General features: G+C 74.7%; 18 protein-coding genes, 1 rRNA gene and 1 pseudogene. 14 read left to right on the top strand and 6 right to left on the bottom strand.

All coding sequences use genetic code 11. The annotated features are described in order from the left end of the window. Positions 1 to 9: 9 nt before the first annotated feature. Positions 10 to 126 (top strand): 5S ribosomal RNA (gene rrf, locus ACFPCY_RS42605). A 25-nt stretch (positions 127 to 151) separates the two neighbouring features. Here the strand turns inward: rrf and ACFPCY_RS42610 are convergent. After that, a complete protein-coding gene (locus ACFPCY_RS42610; RefSeq protein ID WP_378265554.1) occupies positions 152 to 1825 on the bottom strand; it encodes a hypothetical protein in 1674 nt (557 codons plus the stop codon). Positions 1826 to 1849: 24 nt separating this feature from the next. On the opposite strand from ACFPCY_RS42610, the gene ACFPCY_RS42615 reads away from it, so the two are divergent. Further along, positions 1850 to 2866 (top strand): tetratricopeptide repeat protein, encoded by a 1017-nt coding sequence (locus tag ACFPCY_RS42615; protein WP_378265556.1) that lies wholly within the window; start codon positions 1850 to 1852, stop codon positions 2864 to 2866. Positions 2867 to 2966: 100 nt separating this feature from the next. On the opposite strand, the gene ACFPCY_RS42620 is transcribed toward ACFPCY_RS42615, so the two are convergent. Beyond that, positions 2967 to 3563 (bottom strand): TetR/AcrR family transcriptional regulator, encoded by a 597-nt coding sequence (locus tag ACFPCY_RS42620; protein ID WP_378265558.1) that lies wholly within the window; start codon positions 3561 to 3563, stop codon positions 2967 to 2969. Between the two features lie 28 nt (positions 3564 to 3591). On the opposite strand from ACFPCY_RS42620, the gene ACFPCY_RS42625 reads away from it, so the two are divergent. Further along, complete coding sequence (locus ACFPCY_RS42625; RefSeq protein WP_378265560.1) at positions 3592 to 4332, top strand: SDR family oxidoreductase; 741 nt, start codon at positions 3592 to 3594, stop codon at positions 4330 to 4332. A gap of 54 nt (positions 4333 to 4386) precedes the next feature. On the opposite strand, the gene ACFPCY_RS42630 is transcribed toward ACFPCY_RS42625, so the two are convergent. The 3 genes from ACFPCY_RS42630 to ACFPCY_RS42640 form a co-directional block, all read right to left on the bottom strand. Next, positions 4387 to 5325: an MBL fold metallo-hydrolase gene (locus tag ACFPCY_RS42630; RefSeq protein ID WP_378265562.1), complete on the bottom strand. Its 939-nt coding sequence runs from the start codon at positions 5323 to 5325 to the stop codon at positions 4387 to 4389. A 109-nt stretch (positions 5326 to 5434) separates the two neighbouring features. Further along, positions 5435 to 5836, bottom strand: coding sequence for an NUDIX hydrolase (locus ACFPCY_RS42635; protein ID WP_378265564.1), 402 nt, complete (start codon positions 5834 to 5836; stop codon positions 5435 to 5437). A 39-nt stretch (positions 5837 to 5875) separates the two neighbouring features. Further along, positions 5876 to 7222, bottom strand: coding sequence for a DUF1015 family protein (locus ACFPCY_RS42640; protein WP_378265566.1), 1347 nt, complete (start codon positions 7220 to 7222; stop codon positions 5876 to 5878). 70 nt (positions 7223 to 7292) lie between these two features. Between ACFPCY_RS42640 and ACFPCY_RS42645 the strand changes: the two genes are divergently transcribed. Then, a complete protein-coding gene (locus tag ACFPCY_RS42645) occupies positions 7293 to 7724 on the top strand; it encodes a tetratricopeptide repeat protein (RefSeq protein WP_378265568.1) in 432 nt (143 codons plus the stop codon). A gap of 159 nt (positions 7725 to 7883) precedes the next feature. Further along, complete coding sequence (locus tag ACFPCY_RS42650) at positions 7884 to 8897, top strand: HAD-IIA family hydrolase (RefSeq protein ID WP_378265570.1); 1014 nt, start codon at positions 7884 to 7886, stop codon at positions 8895 to 8897. 43 nt (positions 8898 to 8940) lie between these two features. Here the strand turns inward: ACFPCY_RS42650 and ACFPCY_RS42655 are convergent, their stop codons facing one another. Then, positions 8941 to 9282: an SCP2 sterol-binding domain-containing protein gene (locus tag ACFPCY_RS42655; RefSeq protein ID WP_378265572.1), complete on the bottom strand. Its 342-nt coding sequence runs from the start codon at positions 9280 to 9282 to the stop codon at positions 8941 to 8943. Positions 9283 to 9397: 115 nt separating this feature from the next. Here ACFPCY_RS42655 and ACFPCY_RS42660 point away from each other — a divergent pair, with 115 nt between their 5' ends. From ACFPCY_RS42660 to ACFPCY_RS42700, 9 genes and pseudogenes are all read left to right on the top strand, one after another. Then, entirely contained in the window at positions 9398 to 9832 is a 435-nt protein-coding gene (locus ACFPCY_RS42660; RefSeq protein ID WP_378265574.1) for a hypothetical protein, read from the top strand. Next, a complete protein-coding gene (locus ACFPCY_RS42665; protein WP_378265576.1) occupies positions 9829 to 10638 on the top strand; it encodes a TlyA family RNA methyltransferase in 810 nt (269 codons plus the stop codon). The genes ACFPCY_RS42660 and ACFPCY_RS42665 overlap by 4 nt, the downstream gene beginning before the upstream one ends. 37 nt (positions 10639 to 10675) lie before the next feature. Beyond that, a pseudogene (locus tag ACFPCY_RS42670) lies at positions 10676 to 11566 on the top strand (NAD kinase); the annotation flags it as partial. A gap of 236 nt (positions 11567 to 11802) precedes the next feature. Beyond that, complete coding sequence (gene recN / locus ACFPCY_RS42675; RefSeq protein ID WP_378265578.1) at positions 11803 to 13500, top strand: DNA repair protein RecN; 1698 nt, start codon at positions 11803 to 11805, stop codon at positions 13498 to 13500. A 209-nt stretch (positions 13501 to 13709) separates the two neighbouring features. Then, a complete protein-coding gene (steA, locus tag ACFPCY_RS42680) occupies positions 13710 to 14948 on the top strand; it encodes a putative cytokinetic ring protein SteA (RefSeq protein WP_378265580.1) in 1239 nt (412 codons plus the stop codon). Next, positions 14945 to 15904, top strand: a complete 960-nt coding sequence (locus ACFPCY_RS42685; protein WP_378265582.1) for a copper transporter — start codon at positions 14945 to 14947, stop codon at positions 15902 to 15904. The genes steA and ACFPCY_RS42685 overlap by 4 nt, the downstream gene beginning before the upstream one ends. 42 nt (positions 15905 to 15946) lie before the next feature. Beyond that, positions 15947 to 16870 (top strand): hypothetical protein, encoded by a 924-nt coding sequence (locus ACFPCY_RS42690; protein ID WP_378265584.1) that lies wholly within the window; start codon positions 15947 to 15949, stop codon positions 16868 to 16870. 121 nt (positions 16871 to 16991) lie between these two features. After that, entirely contained in the window at positions 16992 to 18623 is a 1632-nt protein-coding gene (gene murJ / locus ACFPCY_RS42695) for a murein biosynthesis integral membrane protein MurJ (protein WP_378265586.1), read from the top strand. Between the two features lie 10 nt (positions 18624 to 18633). Next, a complete protein-coding gene (locus tag ACFPCY_RS42700) occupies positions 18634 to 19782 on the top strand; it encodes a glycosyltransferase (RefSeq protein ID WP_378265632.1) in 1149 nt (382 codons plus the stop codon). Positions 19783 to 19874: the final 92 nt, after the last annotated feature.

The raw sequence follows: 19874 nt of genomic DNA on the forward strand, positions 1-19874 counted from the left end.
CGTTGGTCGTTCGGTGGTTATGGCGAGGGGGAAACACCCGGTCCCATCCCGAACCCGGTAGTTAAGCCCCTCAGCGCCGATGGTACTGCATGGGAGACTGTGTGGGAGAGTAGGACACCGCCGGACTATAATTGGTCGAGGGTCGCCCCGATTAGGGGGCGGCCCTCGACTCATGTATAGGACCTGTCAAAGTAGGCTGCAAGGGTCCATCGAAGTACCGAGAACAGTGACGGACGTGATGAGCGCGGAAGAGGACGGCCGCAGCGAAGAAGGCCGCGAGCGGCGGGGCAAGAACGGCGGTCAGGGGGAACCCGGCCGTCGTGCGGGCGGTGCCCGCGGCGGCTTCGGGGGCAACGGTCCCCGGCGCGACGGGGGACCGCGCGGAGGCGCGCCTCGCTCCGGCGGTGAACGCGGCCGCTTCGGCGGCAACGGCGGGGACCGCGGTCGGCCGGGTGGTCAGGGCTCTCACGGGCGTTCGTTCTCCGGTGGCCGCGGCAACGCGGGCGGCGGGTGGCGTGACCGGCCGGGCGGGCAGCGCGACGATCGAGGTCAGGGACGTCCGTTCCGTGGCTCCGACGACCGGCGTGGTCCCGGCGGCGATGACCGCCGCGAGAACCGTTACGGCGGCGACAAGCGCTTCCAGAGCGGTGGCCAGGGCCGTCGTTTCGAGGAGCGCGGTGAGCGCCGTCCCGGAAACGACGACGGCCGGCGCTTCGAGGACCGGGGCGAGCGGCGTTTCGAGGACCGGGGCGGTCGCGATGACCGCGGTGGCCGGCGCTTCGAGGGACGTGGCGACCGCGGGGCAGGTGGCGGAGGCTTCCGCCAGGGCGGGCGGTTCGAGGGCCGGCGGGACGACCGCCGATCCGAGGGCGGCTTCCGCGATGACCGGCGTCCTGGCGGCGGCTTCCGCCAGGACCGCGACGACCGCGGCGGCGGTTTCCGCGACCGCGACGACCGTCGTGGCGGCGGGCGTTACGAGGACCGGGGCGCCCGGCCAGGTGGCTTCCAGAGCCGTGACGACCGTCGTGGTGGCTTCCAGGGCCGGGATGACCGCCGAGGCGGGTTCCAGGGCCGGGATGATCGGCGTGATGGCCCTCAGGGGCGTGACGAGCGTTCGAGTGGTTTCCAGAGCCGTGGCGACCGTCCGGGTGGCTTCCAGGGCCGCGACGATCGTCGTGGCGGGTTCCAGGGACGGGACGACCGTCGCGGGGGCCAGCATGACCGCGACGAGCGGCGTGGTGGATACCAGGGACGTGACGACCGTCGCGGCGGGTTCCAGAACAGGGACGACCGGCGTGGCGGTTACCAGGGACGCGGGGATGACCGGCGTCCCGGTGGCCAGGACCGCGATGATCGGCGCGGTGGCTTCCAGGGGCGGGACGACCGTTCCGGGGGTTACCAGGGGCGCGGTGAGCGTTCCGGCGGGTTCCAGGACCGTGGCGAGCGTCGCGGCGGGTACCAGGGCCGCGATGATCGGCGCGGCGGATACCGGGATCGCGACGAGCGGTCCGGTGGGTCTCAGGACCGGGACGACCGCCGAGGCGGATTCCAGGGCCGGGACGACCGTCGCGGCGGGTTCCAGGACCGTGGCGAGCGCCGTGGTGGCTTCCAGGGGCGGGATGACCGCCGCGGGGGCTTCCGCGGTCGCGATGACCGGCGCGGAGGCCCCGGCCGGGACGACCGTCGCGGTGGATACCAGGGCCGGGACGACCGGCGTGAGGGCTTCCAGGGACGCGGCGGGCGTCGTCCTCAGGACGGGGAGCGGCGCTCGTACGGGCCGTCCCGCCGCCGGGACGAGTCGCAGGAGCGGCCGGCGCCCAAGCACGACGATCCGCTGCTGCCGGACGACGTGACCGGTGCCGAGCTGGACGAGGAGGCCCGCGAGGAGCTCCGCACGCTGCCCAAGGACCTCGCGGCCCGGGTGGCGCGGCATCTGGTGATGGCGGGCCGGCTCGCCGAGGAGGACCCCGAGCTGGCGTACAGGCACGCGCGGGCCGCGCGGCGACTGGCGTCGCGGGTCGGGATCGTCCGGGAGGCGGCCGGGCTCGCGGCGTACGCGGCGGGCGAGTGGGCCGACGCGCTGGCCGAGCTGCGCGCGGCGCGGCGGCTGGGCGCGGGCGACGAGGCGTACCTGCCGGTGATGGCCGACGCGGAGCGCGGTCTGGGCCGTCCGGAGCGGGCGCTCGACCTGATCAAGTCGCCGGAGGCGGCGCGCCTGGACCAGATGGGCGCGGTCGAGCTGCGGATCGTGGAGTCCGGCGTCCGCCGGGACCTCGGCCAGTTCGACGCGGCCGTGGTGACGCTCCAGGTGCCGGAGCTGCGCGACCGCAGGTTGCGGCCGTGGTCGGCGCGGCTGTTCTACGCCTACGCGGACGCGCTGGTGGACGCGGGACGCGAGGAGGAGGCGTCGGAGTGGTTCGCCCGCTCGGCCGCCGCTGACCGCGACGCCGAGACCGACGCGGCCGAGCGGTACGCCGAGCTGGAGGGCCTCGACATCCTCGACACCGAGGAGGGCGACGAGATCACCGAGAGCGGGGACGAGTCCGCGCCCGAGGCGGTCGACGCCGCCGAGGCCGTCGAAGTGGACGAGGCGTCCGCCGAGGTCCCGGTCGAGGACGACCCGCGCGCCGAGGAGGAGCCGGACGCCCCCGAGGTCTACGAGGGGGACGACGCCGTCGCCGACGCGGCCGTGGCACCGGCCCCGGTCTTCCTGGAGCCGAAGGCCGAGAACGCCGAGAACCTCGGCGAGGCCGAGGACGCCGACGAGGACGCGGACGAGGAGGCCGGAGACGAGCCTAAGGCCGACGACGAGTCCAAGGCCGACCACGACGAGCCGAAGGGTGACAAGGGCGAGCCCTCCGCCTGATCGAGGTCGCTGACCGCACCGAGCGGGCCCCACGACGGAACCGACCGTCGTCGGGCCCGCTCACGCGTTCACCGGCCTGTTCGTCATCGGACGTTCCAGCTCAGGGTCGGGTTGCGCGGAGGCCGTCGACGAGGATGGAGAGCAATCGTGGTCCTCGCGTGTCGAGTTCGGCGTCGTCCAGGCGTGACAGCCAGCTGATGAGCACGATGACGTCGCGGGCCTCGGCGTCGGCGCGGATGCTTCCGGCCGAGCGGCCGGCGGCCAGCAGCAGCTCCACCGCCTCGCCGATCGGGCCGAGGCTGTGCGCGGCGAGGTCCCGCCATGTCGCCGCCTCGATGGCGGCGAACACGTCGCGCTTGACCCGGGCGTAGGCGGCCACGCGGTCGAACCACGCCGCCAGCGCGTCCAGCGGTCGGTGAATCGCCAGCAGGCGCGGGGCCTCGGCGACCAGGTCCTCCACCTCGCTGCGGTACACCTCGGCAAGGAGGTCCTCGCGTGTGGGGAAGTGCCGGTACAGGGTGCCCTGGCCGATGCCGCAGGCCTTCGCCACCGCGTTGAGTTTCAGCTCTCCCGGCTCGTGGACGAGGTCGCGTGCCACTTGGAGGATCCGCTCCCGGTTGCGCTGGGCGTCCGCGCGTCGCGTCCCGCGCACAGAAGCGGACACGTGTCCGGTAGGGTCGTCAGGGTAAACGGACATGTGTCCTATTCTAGGCGAGAGGTTCTTCATGACCGTTCAGGGCAAGGTCATCGCCATCACCGGCGCCAGCAGCGGGATCGGCGAGGCGACGGCTCGCCACCTCGCCTCGCTCGGCGCGGCCGTGGTCCTCGGCGCCCGCCGTACCGAGCGGCTGGACCGGCTGGTCGGCGAGATCGAGGCCGCCGGCGGCGAGGCGGTCGCCACGCGTGTGGACGTCACCGATCCCGACGACCTCCACTCGCTCGTGAACCTCGGTGTCGAGCGCTTCGGCCGGCTGGACGTGCTGGTGGGCAACGCCGGGATCAGCAAGATCAGCCCCGTTGCCGATCTGGACGTCGAGGGCTGGTCGGCGATGGTCGATGTGAACGTCAAAGGGGTGCTGCACGGGATCGCCGCCGCCCTGCCGGTGTTCCGCCGCCAGGGCGGCGGGCATCTCGTCACCGTCGTCTCGACCTCCGGCCTGAAGATCGTCCCCACCCAGGCGGTGTACGCCGGGACGAAGAACGCGGTGCGCACTCTTCTGGAGGGGCTGCGCCAGGAGAGCACCGACGGGGTGCTGCGGACGACGTCGATCTCCCCCGGCTACGTCCGGACGGAGTTCGTCGACAACGCCGTCGACGACCCGGCCGCGCGCGAGCAGGCCAAGCGGAACATGGCCGAGCTCGGTATCGAGCCCTCGGCCGTGGCCCGGGCGATCGCCTTCGCGATCGACCAACCCGAGGACGTCGAGATCGGGGACCTGACCATTCGACCGACCCGCCAAGGCTGACCGGCACCGCTGACTCGGGAACGAGGGCGGCACGGTGGTCGGGTGAGGAAGGGGTCAGGCGTGGCGGTTGAGGGCGTGGATGATGCCCGCGACGTTGCTCTCGGTGCTGTTGAGGACCTCGTACTTGTGGGCGAGGTCCGGATCGACGTCGTCGGCGGTGATCCGGTAGCGGCCGTCGGTGCGGTCGCGGACCATCGCGACGGCGTGGTCGAGCTCCGGGCTCTCGGCCTGGGCGGCGCGGACGGCGTCCACCCACACGCGCAGTTCCTCGGCGGACCGGTCGAGGGTGTCCTCGACCTCCGTGACCGGGCCGTAGTGCGCGAACAGGAGCCGCGACGGCTGGAGCGCCTTGAACTTGTCCAGGGAGCCGAGCGCGGTGTCGAGGTCGAAGTCCGGCGGCGGCGTCGCGGGCCGGACGTCGGCGGTCTCGGGGATGTAGATCCCGGCGGCGTCCCCGACGTACAGGTCGCCGGTGGCCGAGTCGACCAGGCCGACGTGGTGCTTGGCGTGGCCGGGGGAGTAGTGCGACTCCAGCCGCCGTCCGCCGCCGAGGTCGATCACGCCGGTGTCCTCCACGGCGCGGATGCGGGCGGCCTCGGTGGGCTTCAGCTCGCCGAAGAGCGTGTCGAGCAGGTCGCCGTAGACCATGCGGGCGCTGCGCATGAGCCGTTCGGGGCCGGCGAGGTGCCGCGCGCCCTTCTCGTGGACGACGACTTCCGCGTCGGGGTAGAGCTCGGCGATGTCGCCGACGCCCCCGGCGTGGTCGAGGTGGATGTGGGTGACCACGACGGTCGCCAGGTCGGACGCGGAGACGCCGAGCTCGTCCAGGGCCCGCTTGACGACCGGCGCGGAGCCGGCCGTGCCGGGCTCGACCAGGCATGGCCGGTCGGACAGGATCAGGTAACCGGCGGTGATACCGGTGTAGCCCGCCATCCGCGTGTCGATCTCGTAGACGTCGCCGCCCAGCGGGGTGATCGTGGTCTTGGTGTCCATGTCCCGATCATCGCGCCGGGACCGCCGGTTTCTCCAGCCCCCCGGCCGACAGTTCCCCGCCGTCGGTCACCAGGGCGTCGGCGCGCGGCCGTCGGTTCGCGGTGCGCGGTCAGCGCAGGTCGCCCGCGGCGTGCAGGTCGTCGAAGATCAGCTGGTCCACCGGGGAGACCCGGTCGCGGTCGGCGTAGCCGAGCCAGACCGTCTCGGCGATCTCGTTGGCCGGGGTGAGCGTGCCGGTGTAGTCGGCGGCGTAGCAGGTCATGCGGACGACCACGCCCTCGGCCTTGCCGTGCGCCTGCGCCTCCCACGTCCCGACGTGCCGTACGGACGCCGGGTCCAGCGCGACGGTCAGCTCCTCGGAGATCTCGCGCAGCAGGGTCCGCTCGTCGCTCTCGCCGGGCTCGCGCTTGCCGCCGGGCAGGTAGTAGGCGTCCTTGCCGTGGGAGCGGGTGCCGAGGATCCGGCCGTCCTCGATCCGGATCCACGCCACCTTGTCGATCGTTCGTGCCACGGCCCCGACCGTACCGGACGCCCGGAACCGGACGGTGCGTCAGGACGGGTCGAGCAGCCGCAGCACCATCCCCATGCGGGGTTTCGGCCCGAACGACGTCGATTTGCGCGGGACGCGCTCGCCGCCGCCCGCGACGGCCAGCACGTCCGAGATCCGCAGCGGGTTGAGGATCACGGCGGTGCCGCCGGTGCGGCGGGCGCGGGCGAGCGCGGCGGCCGGGTCGTCGTGCACGACCTCGACGCTGCGCTCGTTCTCCGGGACGCCCCAGACGCCCGCGATGAGCAGGTGGTCCAGGACGGCGGTGTCGAGCCGCCGCCAGCGCGGGGAGCGGTCGGGGGGCATCACGGCGGCCAGCCGCGCCGGGTCGGGGTCGGTGAGCAGGTGCAGGCCGTCGCCGCCGCCGAGCAGGAACGCGGGGCGGTCCCCGGCGTCGGCGAGGGCGGCGAGCGCGACGGGCAGCGAGCCGGGCAGCGGGGTGACCTCCATCACGGCCTTGGCCCGTTCCAGCACCCGGTGCGGCGCGAGTCCCGGCAGGACGCGGTGGATGGCGCCGAGCCGCGGCGGGTACCGGGTCGAGTCGACCAGCAGCGCGAGCCCGTGGTCCCAGGGACCGTCGCCGAAACCGGAGCGGTGGTAGCGGGCCTGGAGCGCGCGGTAGGTGGCGTAGCGGTGGTGCCCGTCGGCGATGAGCGCCTGGCGTCCGCGCAGGTCGGCGGCTATCCGGGCGATCCGGACGGGGTCGGTGATGCGCCACACCCGGTGCACGAGGCCGTCGGAGGCGGGGAACTCCATCAGCGGGGCGGCCTCGGCGGTCTCGTCCACGATCCGGGCCGCGTCCCCGCCGCCCTCGTGGATCAGGAAGATCGGCTCCAGGTTGGCGCGCGCCTCGCTCATCAGGGCGAGCCGGTCCCGGACCGGGCCGGGGTAGACGTCCTCGTGCGGCAGGATCACGCCCTGCGACTCGGCGCGCAGCCCGACCGCGCCGAGCAGCCCGCGCTGCCGCACGGCCTGCCGGTCGGCGGCCTCGTACACGTAGAGCGCGGGTTCGGGGTCGACGGTGAGCACGCCCTCGTCCAGCCAGCGGCGCAGCGTCTCCCCGGCCTCCCGGTACCCGCCGCCGGGCTGGCTCGGCAGGATCAGCCGGACGAAGTTGTGCCCGCCCTCCGACAGCAGCCGCCGCCGCTCGGCGTCGTCGATGAGGTCGTAGGGCGGCGTGGTGACCGAGGCCAGGTCGCCGACCACGGCCGGATCGAACCGGACGCCGCGGAACGGCGCCAGCTCCAGTCCCGCACCGGCCGCGGGCCCGGTGGCGCCGAAGATGCGCGCGCTGAACTCCTCCGAGGTCGTCGTCGGTCCGGAGGGGACGTCTCGTTCCACTGTGGGCATGGTAACCGCCGAAGGGGATTCGCCCGGCGGCCGGGTACGGTCGAGATGATCGCAGTCCGAGGGAGGCCAGATGCGCGGTGAAGGGGCGGAGCGGAGACCGGACGAGACCGGGGAGGATCCCGCCGCCCCGGAGGGCGGCGTCTACGACTGGTACACCCGCGGCCTGGCGCTGCTGAGGTCGGGCAGCGCGGCCGCGGCGGTGCAGCTGCTCACGCGGGCGGCCGAGGCCGAGCCGTCGTCGCGGAGCATCCGCGAGGCCCTGGCCCGCGCGCAGTTCGGCGCCCGCCTCTTCGAGCAGGCCGCCGAGACTTTCCGCAGCATCGTGGAGGAGGACCCGGCCGAGGACTACGCACTGTTCGGCCTCGGTCTCTCCCTGAGCCGCGTCGGCGATTTCTCCGGTGCGGTGGAACACCTGGCCCTCGCCGTGGCGATGCGTCCCGATAACAAGGACTACGCGAACGCGCTCCGCCACGCCAGGGCCACCCTCGACTCCCGTCGCTGACCCCTGGGCGCGGGCGAGGGACGACGTGTGGGATACAGGACTTACGCGAAGACAGGCCAGGGCCGCCGCTCAAGGGCGGCGGCGGGACGGGACGGGCCGGGCGGTACGCCCGGTCGAGGTCGGGCCGGTATGCCCGGTCGAGGTTCGGGAGAGGGTGCCGTGAACGGTTCGGACAGGCCGCTCAGCGAGGCGTACGACGTCGCCCTGCTCGATCTGGACGGCGTCGTGTACGTCGGGCGCAGGCCGGTGCCGAGGGCGGCCGAGTCCCTGGACAAGGCGCGCGCGGCGGGCCAGCGGCTCGCGTTCGTGACCAACAACGCGTCGCGGACGCCGTCGGCGGTCGTCGCGCTGCTCGCCGAGGTCGGCGTGCCCGCGACGGCGGAGGACGTGGTGACCTCGGCGCAGGCGGCGGCGCGGCTGCTCGCCGAGCGGCTGCCCGCCGGGGCGAAGGTGCTGGTCGTCGGCGGGACGGCGCTGCGGGCCGCGCTGTACGACCGCGGGCTGCGTCCGGTGTCGCTGGCCTCGGACGACCCGGCGGCCGTCGTGCAGGGATTCGCCCCGGACGTCGGGTACGGCCTGCTCGCCGAGGGGGGCAAGGCGGTCGCGCGCGGCGCGCTGTTCGTCGGGACCAACGGCGACACGACCATCCCGGCCGATTTCGGGCCGCCGAAGCCGGGCAACGGCGCGCTGCTGAGCGTCATCCGGACCGCGACGGGCGTGGCGCCGATCGTGACGGGCAAACCGGAACGTCCGCTGCACCGCGAGGCGGTCCTGCGCACGAAGGCCGAACGTCCGCTCGTGGTCGGGGACCGGCTGGACACCGACATCGAGGGCGCGCACAACGGCGAGGCCGACAGCCTGCTCGTCCTGACCGGCGTCACCGACCCGCTCCGGCTGCTCACCGCGCCGCCGATCCACCGTCCGACGTACATCGCGCCGGACCTGACGGGCCTGCTCGTCCCGCACCCGGAGACCGCGCGGGACGGCGACGCCGACCGCTGCGGCGGCTGGACGGCGCGCCCGAGCGGCGACACGATCGAGCTGGACGGCCACGGAGACCCCTACGACGGGCTCCGGGCGCTGGCCGCCGCGTCGTGGCGCTCGGACGAGCCCGTCCGCCCGGAAGCGGTCTCCGGCGCGCTGGAGAGGCTGGACCTCCCCTCGCCGCACTGATGTCGCGCACGACGCCATGCAGCGCGGCGCGAGCGGCGGGACGTCACATGAACTTGCGCAGCCGGAGCAGGTCGAAGATGCTCGCCTCGATCTTCAGCCGTCCGGCCGCCCACGCCTTCGCCGGGTTCAGCTCGTCGTAGGCGAGCGCGACCAGGTCGTCGCTGCTCGCGGTGAGCCGCACCTGCGCCGACTTCGGATCGTCGGTGGTGTGGAAGGGATCCAGGCCGCCCGCGTGCAGCCGGGTGCGGAACGCCAGCCCGAGATCGGGCACGCGGCAGCTGATGGTGCGCTCCACCACGTGCCGGGCGAGCTTGTCGGCGTCCACCTCGGCCAGCCGCTCTGCGATCTTGTCCAGCGCGGCGCGGCACTCCTCCTCGTTGGCCATGGTCAGGCCGTTCCCCGTTCGGTCGACAACGATGTCGTCCAGGGACGGTAGCGTTCGGACCGGACCCCGGGCGACCCGGGGCGCGCGGTTCGGGGTGTTTCTTGGAGGTAAAAGGGTGAGGTCCGACGAGGCCGGGGGGCCGGCGCCGGGGGGAGCCGGCGGGTCCGCGCCGTCCGGCGACCCGCGCGTGGACGCCGTCGTCGCCCGGCTGGACGAGCTGGCCGGGCTGCCCGTGCCCGCGCACGTCGAGGTGTTCGCCGACGTCCACCAGCGGCTCCAGGAGCTGCTGGTCTCCGCCGACGCGGACGCCGACGGCGACGCGTCCGCCGCCGCGTCCGCCGCCGGCACCGTCCCGTCGCTCGGCGGCATGCCGCGTCCGGGCGCCCCGCACCGCCCGCAGCACGGCCCGCAGAGCATGCAGGTCGGCCCGGACGGCCCGGCGGCCATGGGGAACCGGCCGCCGGGTACGGGCGGCCCACAGCGCTTTGAGAGCCGTCCGCAGCGCACCGGCGGCTCGCAGGGCTTCCCGGGGACGGGGGGTGCGGGGTGAGCCGGCGGAGGCTGGACGCCGAGCTGGTGCGGCGGAAGCTGGCGCGGTCCCGCGAGCACGCGGGCCAGCTGATCGCGGACGGCCGGGTCAAGGTCGCCGGGCAGGTCGCGGCCAAGGCGGCGAGGCAGGTCGACGCGGGCGCGGCGATCCTGGTCGCCGACGACGAGAACGGCCCCGACTACGTGTCGCGCGGCGGGCACAAGCTCGCGGGCGCGCTCAAGGCGTTCGACGCCCTGGACGTCAAGGGCCGTGTCGCGCTCGACGCGGGCGCGTCCACCGGCGGGTTCACCGACGTGCTGCTGCGCGCGGGCGCGGCGCGCGTGTACGCGGTCGACGTCGGCTACGGCCAGATCGCCTGGTCGCTGCGCACCGACGACCGGGTGAGCGTCCTGGAGCGGGTGAACATCCGCGACCTGGAACCCGACCAGCTCGGCGGCCCCGGCGCCGAGCGGCCGAGCCTGGTCGTCGGCGACCTGTCGTTCATCTCGCTGAAGCTGGTGCTCGGGCCGGTCCAGCGCTGCGTGACGCCGGACGCCGATTACGCGATCATGGTGAAGCCGCAGTTCGAGGTCGGCAGGCACCGCGTCGGCGCCGGCGGGGTCGTGCGCGATCCGGCCCTGCGCGCCGAGGCGGTGCGGGACGTGGCCGCGCACGCCGCGACGCTCGGCCTGGGCGCGCTCGGCGTGACGGCGTCGCCGCTGCCCGGGCCGTCCGGGAACGTGGAGTACTTCCTGTGGCTGCGGGCGGGCGCGCCGCCGCTGGCCGAGGCCGATCTCGAGCGCGCCGTCGCGGAGGGACCCCAGTGACCACGAGCCGACCGACCGCCCCCCGGGAGAGCCGCCGATGAGCGACAGGACGGTGCTGGTCGTCGCGCACACCGGACGGTCCGAGGCGGTCCGCAGCGCGCAGCTGGTGATCGGCCGCCTCGCCGAGGCGGGGATCTCCGTCCGCGCCCTGGCGGGCGAGGCCGAGGACCTCGCCTGCCCGAACCTGGTGGAGGTGTGGCCGCGCACCCCGGCCGCCGCCGAGGGCGTCGAGGTCGTGATCGTCCTCGGCGGCGACGGCACGCTGCTGCGCGCCGCCGACCTGGCCCGCCCGGCGGGCGCGCCGCTGCTCGGCGTCAACCTCGGGCACGTCGGCTTCCTCGCCGAGGCCGAGCGCGAGGACCTCGCCACCACCGTCGACCGGGTCATCGAGCGCCGCTACGACGTCGAGGAGCGGATGACCATCGACGTGATCGTCCGCCGGAACGGGGCGGTCACCGGCACGACCTGGGCGCTGAACGAGGCGACCGTCGAGAAGGCCGAGCGGCAGCGGATGCTGGAGCTGGTCGTGGAGATCGACGGCCGTCCGCTGTCCCACTGGGGCTGCGACGGCGTGGTGATGGCCACCCCGACCGGCTCGACCGCGTACGCGTTCTCGGCGGGCGGCCCGGTGGTGTGGCCCGAGGTCGAGGCGATGCTGGTCGTCCCGATCAGCGCGCACGCGCTGTTCTCCCGTCCGCTGGTGGTGTCGCCGCGGTCGGCGGTCGCGATCGAGGTGCTTCCGGACACACCGCGCGCCGTGCTGTGGTGCGACGGCGCGCGCACCCTCGACCTCCCACCCGGCGCGCGGATCGAGGTGCGTCGCGGGGCCGAGCCGGTCCGGCTGGCGCGCCTGCACCTGACGCCGTTCACCGACCGGCTGGTCACCAAGTTCGGCCTTCCGGTGACCGGATGGCGGGGACGGTCCCGCGCGTCCGTGCAGCATCTCGAACCCGCCGCGGAGGCACAGGTCGGGGGCGAGGGCCCGCCGCGCTGCGAGCCGCCGGAGGCCGGCGACGGGCACCCCGCGGCGGACGCCGCGGCGGGCGGCGGAGCGGGCCCGGCGGCCGGCGGTCCCTCCACCGGCGCCGTCGAGGGGCGATAATCTCACCAGCGAGACGCGGAGAGCGGGCTGGATTGCGAGGGGTTGTGACGCGGGTGCGTCCCATGGTCGATGAGGTGCGGATCCAGGGCCTCGGCGTGATCGACGAGGCGGTGCTGGAGCTGTCGCCCGGGTTCAACGTCGTCACCGGCGAGACCGGCGCGGGCAAGACCATGGTGGTCACGAGCCTCGGCCTGCTGTTCGGCGGGCGCGCCGACCCGCAGCGGGTCCGGCCGGGCGCCGAGCGCGCCACGGTCGAGGGCCGCATCGTGGTGGACCCCGGCGGCCGGGTGGTCGAGCGGGTCGAGGAGGCGGGCGGCGAGCTCGACGACGGGACGCTGATCGTCCAGCGGTCGGTGTCGTCGGAGGGCCGGTCGCGCGCCTACGTGGGCGGCCGGTCGGTGCCGGTGAGCGTCCTCATCAACATGGCCGACGACCTGGTCGCCGTGCACGGCCAGTCCGACCAGCAGCGGCTGCTGCAGGCGGGCCGCCAGCGCGCCGCGCTGGACCGTTACGCCGGGTCGGCGCTGACCAAGCCGATGCGCGCCTACACCCGCACCTACCAGCGGCACCGCCAGGTCAGCGCGCTGCTGGAGGAGCTGACCACCCGGTCGCGCGAGCGCGCGCAGGAGGCCGACATCCTGCGGTTCGGGCTGGAGGAGATCGAGAAGGTCGATCCCCGCCCCGGCGAGGACGTCGAGCTCGCCGCCGAGGAGGAGCGCCTCGGCCACGCCGACGCGCTGCGCGGCGCGGCCGACACCGCGCACGAGGCGCTGCTCGGCGACCCGGCCGCCGCGTTCGAGGCGGCGAACGTGGTCAGCCTGCTCGGCTCGGCGCGCAACGCGCTGGAGGCCGTCCGGGAGCACGATCCCGAGCTGGCCGCGCTCGCCGACCGGCTCGCCGAGGCCGGCTACCTCGTCTCCGACGTCGCGACCGACCTCGCCGCCTACGCCGAGTCGGTGGACGCCGACCCGGCGCGGCTGGCGGCCGTCCAGGAGCGGCGCGCCGACCTGACCGGGCTCGTCCGCAAGTACGGCCAGTCGGTGGACGAGGTGCTGGAGTGGGCCCGGACGTCCGCCGTGCGGCTCACCGAGCTCGACTCCGACGACGACCGCATCGAGGAGCTGCGCGCCGAGCACGCCGAGCTGACCGGGCGGCTGGAGACCGACGCGGCGGAGCTGACGGCCGTCCGGTCGCGCGCGGCCGAGCGGTTCTCCAAGGCCGTCACCGCGGAGCTGGCCGCGCTGGCGATGCCGCACGCGCGGGTCGAGGTCGCGGTCACGCCCACCGGCGAGTACGGCCCGCACGGCGCGGACGAGATCGAGGTGAGGCTCGCGCCGCATCCGGGGTCGCCGGCGCTGCCGCTGCACAAGGGCGCGTCCGGGGGCGAGCTGTCCCGCGTGATGCTGGCGATCGAGGTGGTGTTCGCGGGCGCCGACCCCGTCCCCACGTTCGTGTTCGACGAGGTGGACGCGGGCGTCGGCGGCAAGGCCGCGGTCGAGATCGGACGCCGGCTGGCCAAGCTCGCGCGCAACGCCCAGGTGATCGTGGTCACCCACCTGCCGCAGGTCGCCGCGTTCGCCGACCAGCACCTGCTGGTGGAGAAGTCCAGCGACGGCCTGGTCACCCGCAGCGGCGTCACCGCCCTCGACCGCGAGGGCCGGGTGCGCGAGCTGTCCCGGATGCTCGCTGGTCTCGCCGATTCCGAACTCGGCCGCGCGCACGCCGAGGAGCTCCTCGACCTCGCCGCGAAGGACCGGTGACCGTCCGGAGTCCGGCGTCCGGAATCCGGACGGCGGCCGGCGGCGGCCCGGTGACGTGAGGGGCCGGCCCGGCGAGAATGATCTCACCGGGGCGCCGCGCCGGACCCCCGCCCCGACCCGCGCAAAGCGGCGGACAGTACGCGAACGAACACGCCCCGAAGCTCGTCGTTGCAGGTGTCTCCCCCGGCCCTCTGGCAGGATGTCAAGCGATGAACGACCCGTCTCCGACCACCGACCGTGCCGTCCGGGCCGCGAAGAAGCGGCCCCGGCGGGTGCTCGCGCTCGGCCGCGGGCGGGGTGACGGCCGGCCGGGCGTGTCCGCCACGGTGCGGCTCGACCGCCGCACCAAGAACCTCACCAAGCGGCTCCAGCCCGGTGACGTCGCGGTGATCGACCACGTCGACCTGGACCGCGTCAGCGCCGAGGCGCTGGTGTCCTGCCAGGTCGGCGCGGTGGTGAACGTCGCGCCGTCGATCTCGGGGCGGTACCCGAACCTCGGCCCGCAGATCCTGGTCGACGCCGGGATCCCGCTGGTGGACGACGTCGGCCCGGAGATCTTCACCAAGCTCAAGGAGGGCGACGAGGTCCGGGTGGACGGCGGCGCCGTGCACCGGGGCAGCGAGGTCGTCGCCAAGGGCATCGAGCAGACCGCGGAGACGCTCGAGGCGTCCATCACCGAGGCGAAGGCGAACCTCGGCCACCAGCTGGAGGCGTTCGTCGCCAACACGATGGAGTACGTCAAGCGCGAGCGCGACCTGCTCATCGACGGCGTCGGCGTCCCGGACGTGGCGACCCGGCTGGACGGCCGGCACGCGCTGATCGTCGTCCGCGGCTACCACTACCGCGAGGACATCGCGACCCTGCGCCCCTACATCCGCGAGTACCGGCCGGTGCTGATCGGGGTGGACGGCGGCGCGGACGCGCTGCTGGAGGCGGGCTACCGCCCCGACATGATCGTCGGGGACATGGACTCGGTGTCGGACGCCGCGCTCACCAGCGGCGCGGAGATCGTCGTGCACGCCTACCGGGACGGCCGCGCGCCCGGCCTGAAGCGGGTCGAGGAGCTCGGCCGCGAGGCCGTGGTGTTCCCGGCCACCGCCACCAGCGAGGACATCGCCATGCTGCTGGCCGACGAGAAGGGCGCCACCCTGATCGTCGCGGTCGGCACGCACTTCAACATGGTCGAGTTCTTCGACAAGGGCCGGGCCGGGATGTCCAGCACGTTCCTGACCCGGCTGCGCGTCGGCAGCAAGCTCGTGGACGCCAAGGGCGTCTCCCGCCTGTACCGCAGCCGCATCTCGGGCTGGTCGCTGCTCCTGCTGGTGCTGGTGGCGTTCATCGCCATGACCACGGCCGTGTTCATGTCGCCCGCCGGGGACGTCATCCGTCCCCTGCTGGCCGACCGCTGGCACGCCTTCCTCTTCTGGCTGACCGGACTGTTCACGTGATCGACTTCCGCTACCACCTCGTCTCCATCGTCGCGATCTTCCTGGCGCTGGCGCTCGGCATCGTGCTGGGCTCCACGACGCTGTCGCAGTCGGTGACCAACGGCCTGAAGCAGGAGGCGAACCGGGCCACCCGGCGCGCCGACGACCTGCGCCGCACCCAGCAGAAGCAGGAGGCCCAGCTCAAGGGCGAGGAGCAGTTCGCGTCCACGACCGGCCCGCAGTACGTCGCGGGACGGCTGAAGGGCCAGTCGGTCGTGCTGGTCGAGACGCCCGGCGCGGGCGAGGAGGGCGTCTCGCAGGTCATCGACCTGGCCACCAAGGCCGGGGCGACCGTCACCGGACGCGTCGCGGTGCAGAAGAAGGCCCTCGACCCGGACGAGAGCCACACCCTGGACGAGCTGGCCACGCAGCTGAAGCCCGCCGGCACCGTGTTCCCGGCCGGCGCGGACGCCTACGCGAAGGCGGGCGCCGTCCTGGCCAGCGCGATCGTGACCAACGACCCGGCCAAGGCGGGCCGCGAGGACGCGACCGGCGCGGGCATCCTCACCGGTTTCCGGACGGCGGGTTACGTGACCACCAGCGGGAAGCCCGGCCAGCATGCGACACTCGCGGTCGTGATCGCGCCCGCCACCCCGTACGGCTCCGACACCGCCGACGGCACCCGCGCCCTGGTGACGCTCACCGCGCAGCTCGACGCCGCCGACCGCGGCACCGTGCTGGGCGGCCCGAACACCGCCGCGCAGCAGGGCGGCCTCATCACCGCGCTGCGCGACGACTCGGCCGTGAGCAAGCGCGTCTCCTCGGTGGACGTGCTGGACACCGGGTCCGGGCAGGTGGTCGCGATCCTGGCCCTTCAGAACGAGCTGGGCGGCAAGTCCGGGCAGTACGGCGTCGGCCCGGGCGCGAACGGCGGGTACCTGCCGTCGCCGCCGCCCGCCGCCGGGAAGAACGGATGACCCCTCGTGAGCACTGCCCCAGTCATGAGTACTGACCCGGTCATGCGGCCTGGCCGAGCGCGGCAGAGGCGGGGCGCGTCGCGCGCGCTCGCCGGTGCCGTCCTCGGCGCGGCCGCGGCCCGCGCCGCCTACACGGCGCTGACCCGCCGTCCGCCCGGCGTCGCCGGACGTGCCGGCACCGAACTGTGGGACCGCACGAACCACCGCGGCGAGCCGGTGACGCTGCTGGAGGGCCCGGCGTTCGTCGCGGGCGCGGCGGCGGCCGGGCTGCTGCTGCCCGGCGTCCCGGCGCGGGTCCGCGCGGCGGCGCTGCTCGCCGGGACGGGCTCCGGCGTCCTCGGCGGCTACGACGACCTGGCGGGCTCGGGCTCCTCGCGCGGCTTCAAGGGCCACCTGGCCGCGCTGGCGAGGGGCGAGGTCACCACCGGCGCGGTCAAGATCCTCGGGATCGGCGCGACCGGCCTGGCCGCCGCCGCGCTGGCCGGCTCGCCCGCCCGCACCCGCACCGGACGCGCCGCCGACACGCTGCTGAACGGCGCGATCGTCGCCGCGTCGGCGAACCTGATGAACCTGTTCGACCTGCGGCCGGGCCGCGCGATCAAGGTGGGCCTGCTCGCCGGGACGCCGCTCGCGCTCACCGCGTCCGGGTCGGCGGTGGTCGCCGCGCCGCTCGGCGCCGCCGCCGCGCTGCTCCCCGAGGACCTCGGCGAGCGCGCGATGCTCGGCGACACCGGCGCGAACGCGCTCGGCGCGCTCCTCGGCCTCGCCGCGACGCGGCTGCCGCTCGCGCCGCGCCTGGCCGTCCTCGCGGGCCTGGCCGGGCTGAACGCGGCGAGCGAGTTCGTGAGCTTCACCAAGGTCATCGCGGCCAACCCGGTGCTGAACCGCCTCGACATGCTCGGCCGCCGCCCCCCGCAGCCCGCCCCCGTCCCCGAGCCGGCCCCCGCCCCGGCCACCCCCGCCTGAGCCGGGCACGGCCCCGCGCCGTGACGCCGCTCGCTTCGCCGACCTAGTGGATCTGTCACCGCCTGATGTTCGCTCTCGCCGCTCCTGCTGACTTGTCCGACCCCGTGCCCGGCGGTGCGGGGTGAGCCTGACGACCAAGCGGAGGGTGGCGTCCGGGCTCGCCGGGGCGGCGGTGCTGATCGGGGTGCTGACCGTCCTGTCGCGGCTGGCGGGGTTCGCGCGGACGTTCGCGCAGTCGCAGGCGGTCGGGCCGACGTGCCTCGGGCAGGCGTACTCGACGTCCACGCAGTTCCCGAGCATCGTGTACGAGATCGTCGCGGGCGGGGCGCTCGCGAGCATGGTCGTGCCGGTGCTGGCGGGGCCCGCCGAGCGCGGCGACACCGAGCAGGTGCGGCGGATCGGGTCGGCGCTGCTGACCTGGGTGGTGCTGGCGATGGTGCCGCTGTCGGCGCTGCTCGCGGCGACCGCGAGGCCGGTGATGGAGCTGCTGGTCGGCGGCACCGGCGACGGTTGCGCGCGGGCCGACATCGTGCGGGTCGGCGGGCAGATGCTCGCGATCATGGCGCCGCAGATGGTGATGTACGGGATCGCGGTGGTGCTGTACGGGCTGCTCCAGTCGCACCGGCGGTTCGTCGCTCCCGCGCTGGCCCCGCTCGTGTCGAGCGTCGTGGTGATCGGCGCGTACGTCGCCTTCGCGCCGCTGGGCCGGGGGCACCAGAACGATCTGGCGCACCTGCCGGTCTCGGCCGAGCTCGTCCTCGCCGTCGGGACGGCTTTGGGCGGCGTCGCGATGGCCGCCACCGCCGCGGTCGCCGCGTGGCGGCTGAGGCTCGGGCTGCGGCCGTCGCTGCGGTTCCCGGACGGGGTGGCGCGCCGGGTCGTCCGGCTCGCGGCGGCCGGGCTCGCCACCGTCGCCGCGCAGCAGGTGTCGGCGCTGCTGGTCGTCCGGCTGAGCTACGAGGGGACGCGCGGCGCGCTGAACCTGTACCAGTACACGTGGGCGATCTACCTGCTGCCGTGGGCGATCCTCGCGGTGCCGATCGCGACGAGCGCGTTCCCGATGCTGTCGGCGCGGACGGACGAGGAGCACCGGGCCGAGTTCGACCGGATCACCGCGCAGACCACGCGCGCGGTGATCCTCGTGTCGTGCGCGGGAGCGGCCGTGCTCGCGGCCGTCGCGCTGCCCGCGTCGGCCGTGTTCACGTGGAAGGTCGCCGCGTCCGATCCGCAGCAGCGGATCGTGATGGCGCGGGCGGTGCTGGCGTTCGCGCCGGGCCTGCTCGGCTACGGCCTCGTCGCGCATCTGGGACGCGTCCTGTACGCGTGCCATCGAGGACGCATGGCCGCGATCGCGACCGTCACGGGCTGGCTGGCCGTGATGGTCGCCGACGTCGTGCTGGTGGTCGTGGTCGATCGCGCGTGGGTCGTGGCGGCGCTCGGCGTGGGCAACACGATCGGGATGACGATCGCGGGCGTCCTGCTGTTGGGGACGCTCGTGCGCGCGCGTGGGGTGGCCGCGCTGAGCGGCGCGTCCCGCGTCCTGCTAGCGGGATTGTCCGGGGGCGGTGCGGGCGCGGCGGCCGGGTACGCGCTCTCGTCGTGGTTCGGCACCGGCCACCGGCTGATGGACGTGGGCGTCGGCGCGCTGTCCGCGCTGCTCGCGGTCGTGGTTTTCGTGGCGGTGGTGTTCGTGATCGACGGCCGTGACCTGCGGGCCGTCCTGAGCCGGAGGGTCGTGCGTAGTGGGGAGTGAACGGTCCGCCATGGAGGACGGCTCGGAGGGCCTGGCCGGGACGCGGGTGGCGCTGGTGCTCGGGACGAGCGCGGGCGGCGTCGGGCGGCACGTCCGGTCGGTCGCGGCGGGCTTGGTGGAACGCGGCGCGCGCGTCGCGGTGTTCGGCCCGGCCGCCACCGAGGAGCTGTTCGGGTTCAGCGAGGCGGGCGCGCGGTTCGCCGAGGTGGATCTCGCCGACCGGCCGCGTCCGTTGAGCGACGCGCGCGCGGTCAGGCGGCTGCGCGGGTTGCTCCGCGACGCCGACGTGGTGCACGCGCACGGCCTCCGCGCGGGCGCGCTGACGGTCGCCTCGTGCGCGCACGTCGCGACCGGTCCGCTGCACATGGGCCGCGGGCCGGTCCCCATCGTCGTGACGCTGCACAACGCCGTCATTGCGGGCGGACGGACCGCCGCCATCTACGGCGCGCTCGAACGCGTCGTCGCGCGCGGCGCGAGCGTCGTCCTCGGCGTTTCACCCGACCTCGAAGAGCGGATGGAGGCACTCGGCGCCCGTCGCGTCGGCCACGCCCTCGTACCCGCGCCCGCGCGTGGACCGGTGCCGGGCCCGGAGGCTCGCGAAGGAGTCCGCACCGAGCTGGGCGTGGGGGAGCGGCCCCTGATCGTGACCGTGGGACGGCTGGCGGACCAGAAGGGCCTGCCCACGCTGCTCGACGCGTCCGCCGGATGGGCCCGCCGCGCCGACCCGCCGCTCGTCGCGATCGCCGGGGACGGCCCGCTGGAAGACTCCCTGCGCGCCCGCATCGACGCCGGGAAACTGCCCGTGCGGCTGCTCGGCCGCCGCTCCGATGTCCCCGCGCTGCTCGCCGCCGCCGACGTCGCCGTGGTGCCGAGCGTGTGGGAGGGGCAGCCGCTGGCCGTCCAGGAGATCCTGCGCGCCGGACGGCCGCTCGTCGCGACGCGGGTCGGCGGGATTCCGGGCATGGTCGGCGACGCGGCGCTGCTCGTCCCGGTGGACGACGCGCCCGCCCTGGAAGAAGCGGTCGGACGCGTCCTGGACGATCCCGCTCTCGCGGTGCGGCTCGGCGCGGCGGCGGCGCAGCGCGCGACCGTCCTGCCGACCGAGGACGACGCCGTGGCACAGCTCGCGGACCTCTACCGCGAACTCGTCCGTCCGTAAATCCTGCTCACACGGCGGTTTTCCGCGCGGTGGGGTTCGGGAACAGGGAGCCCGTCATGTACGGTTGGTACCAGGTGGAGGGGAGTATCCCT

The organism is Actinomadura gamaensis (genome assembly GCF_042652125.1).
In the GTDB taxonomy this organism is placed as follows: Bacteria; Actinomycetota; Actinomycetes; order Streptosporangiales; family Streptosporangiaceae; genus Spirillospora; species Spirillospora gamaensis.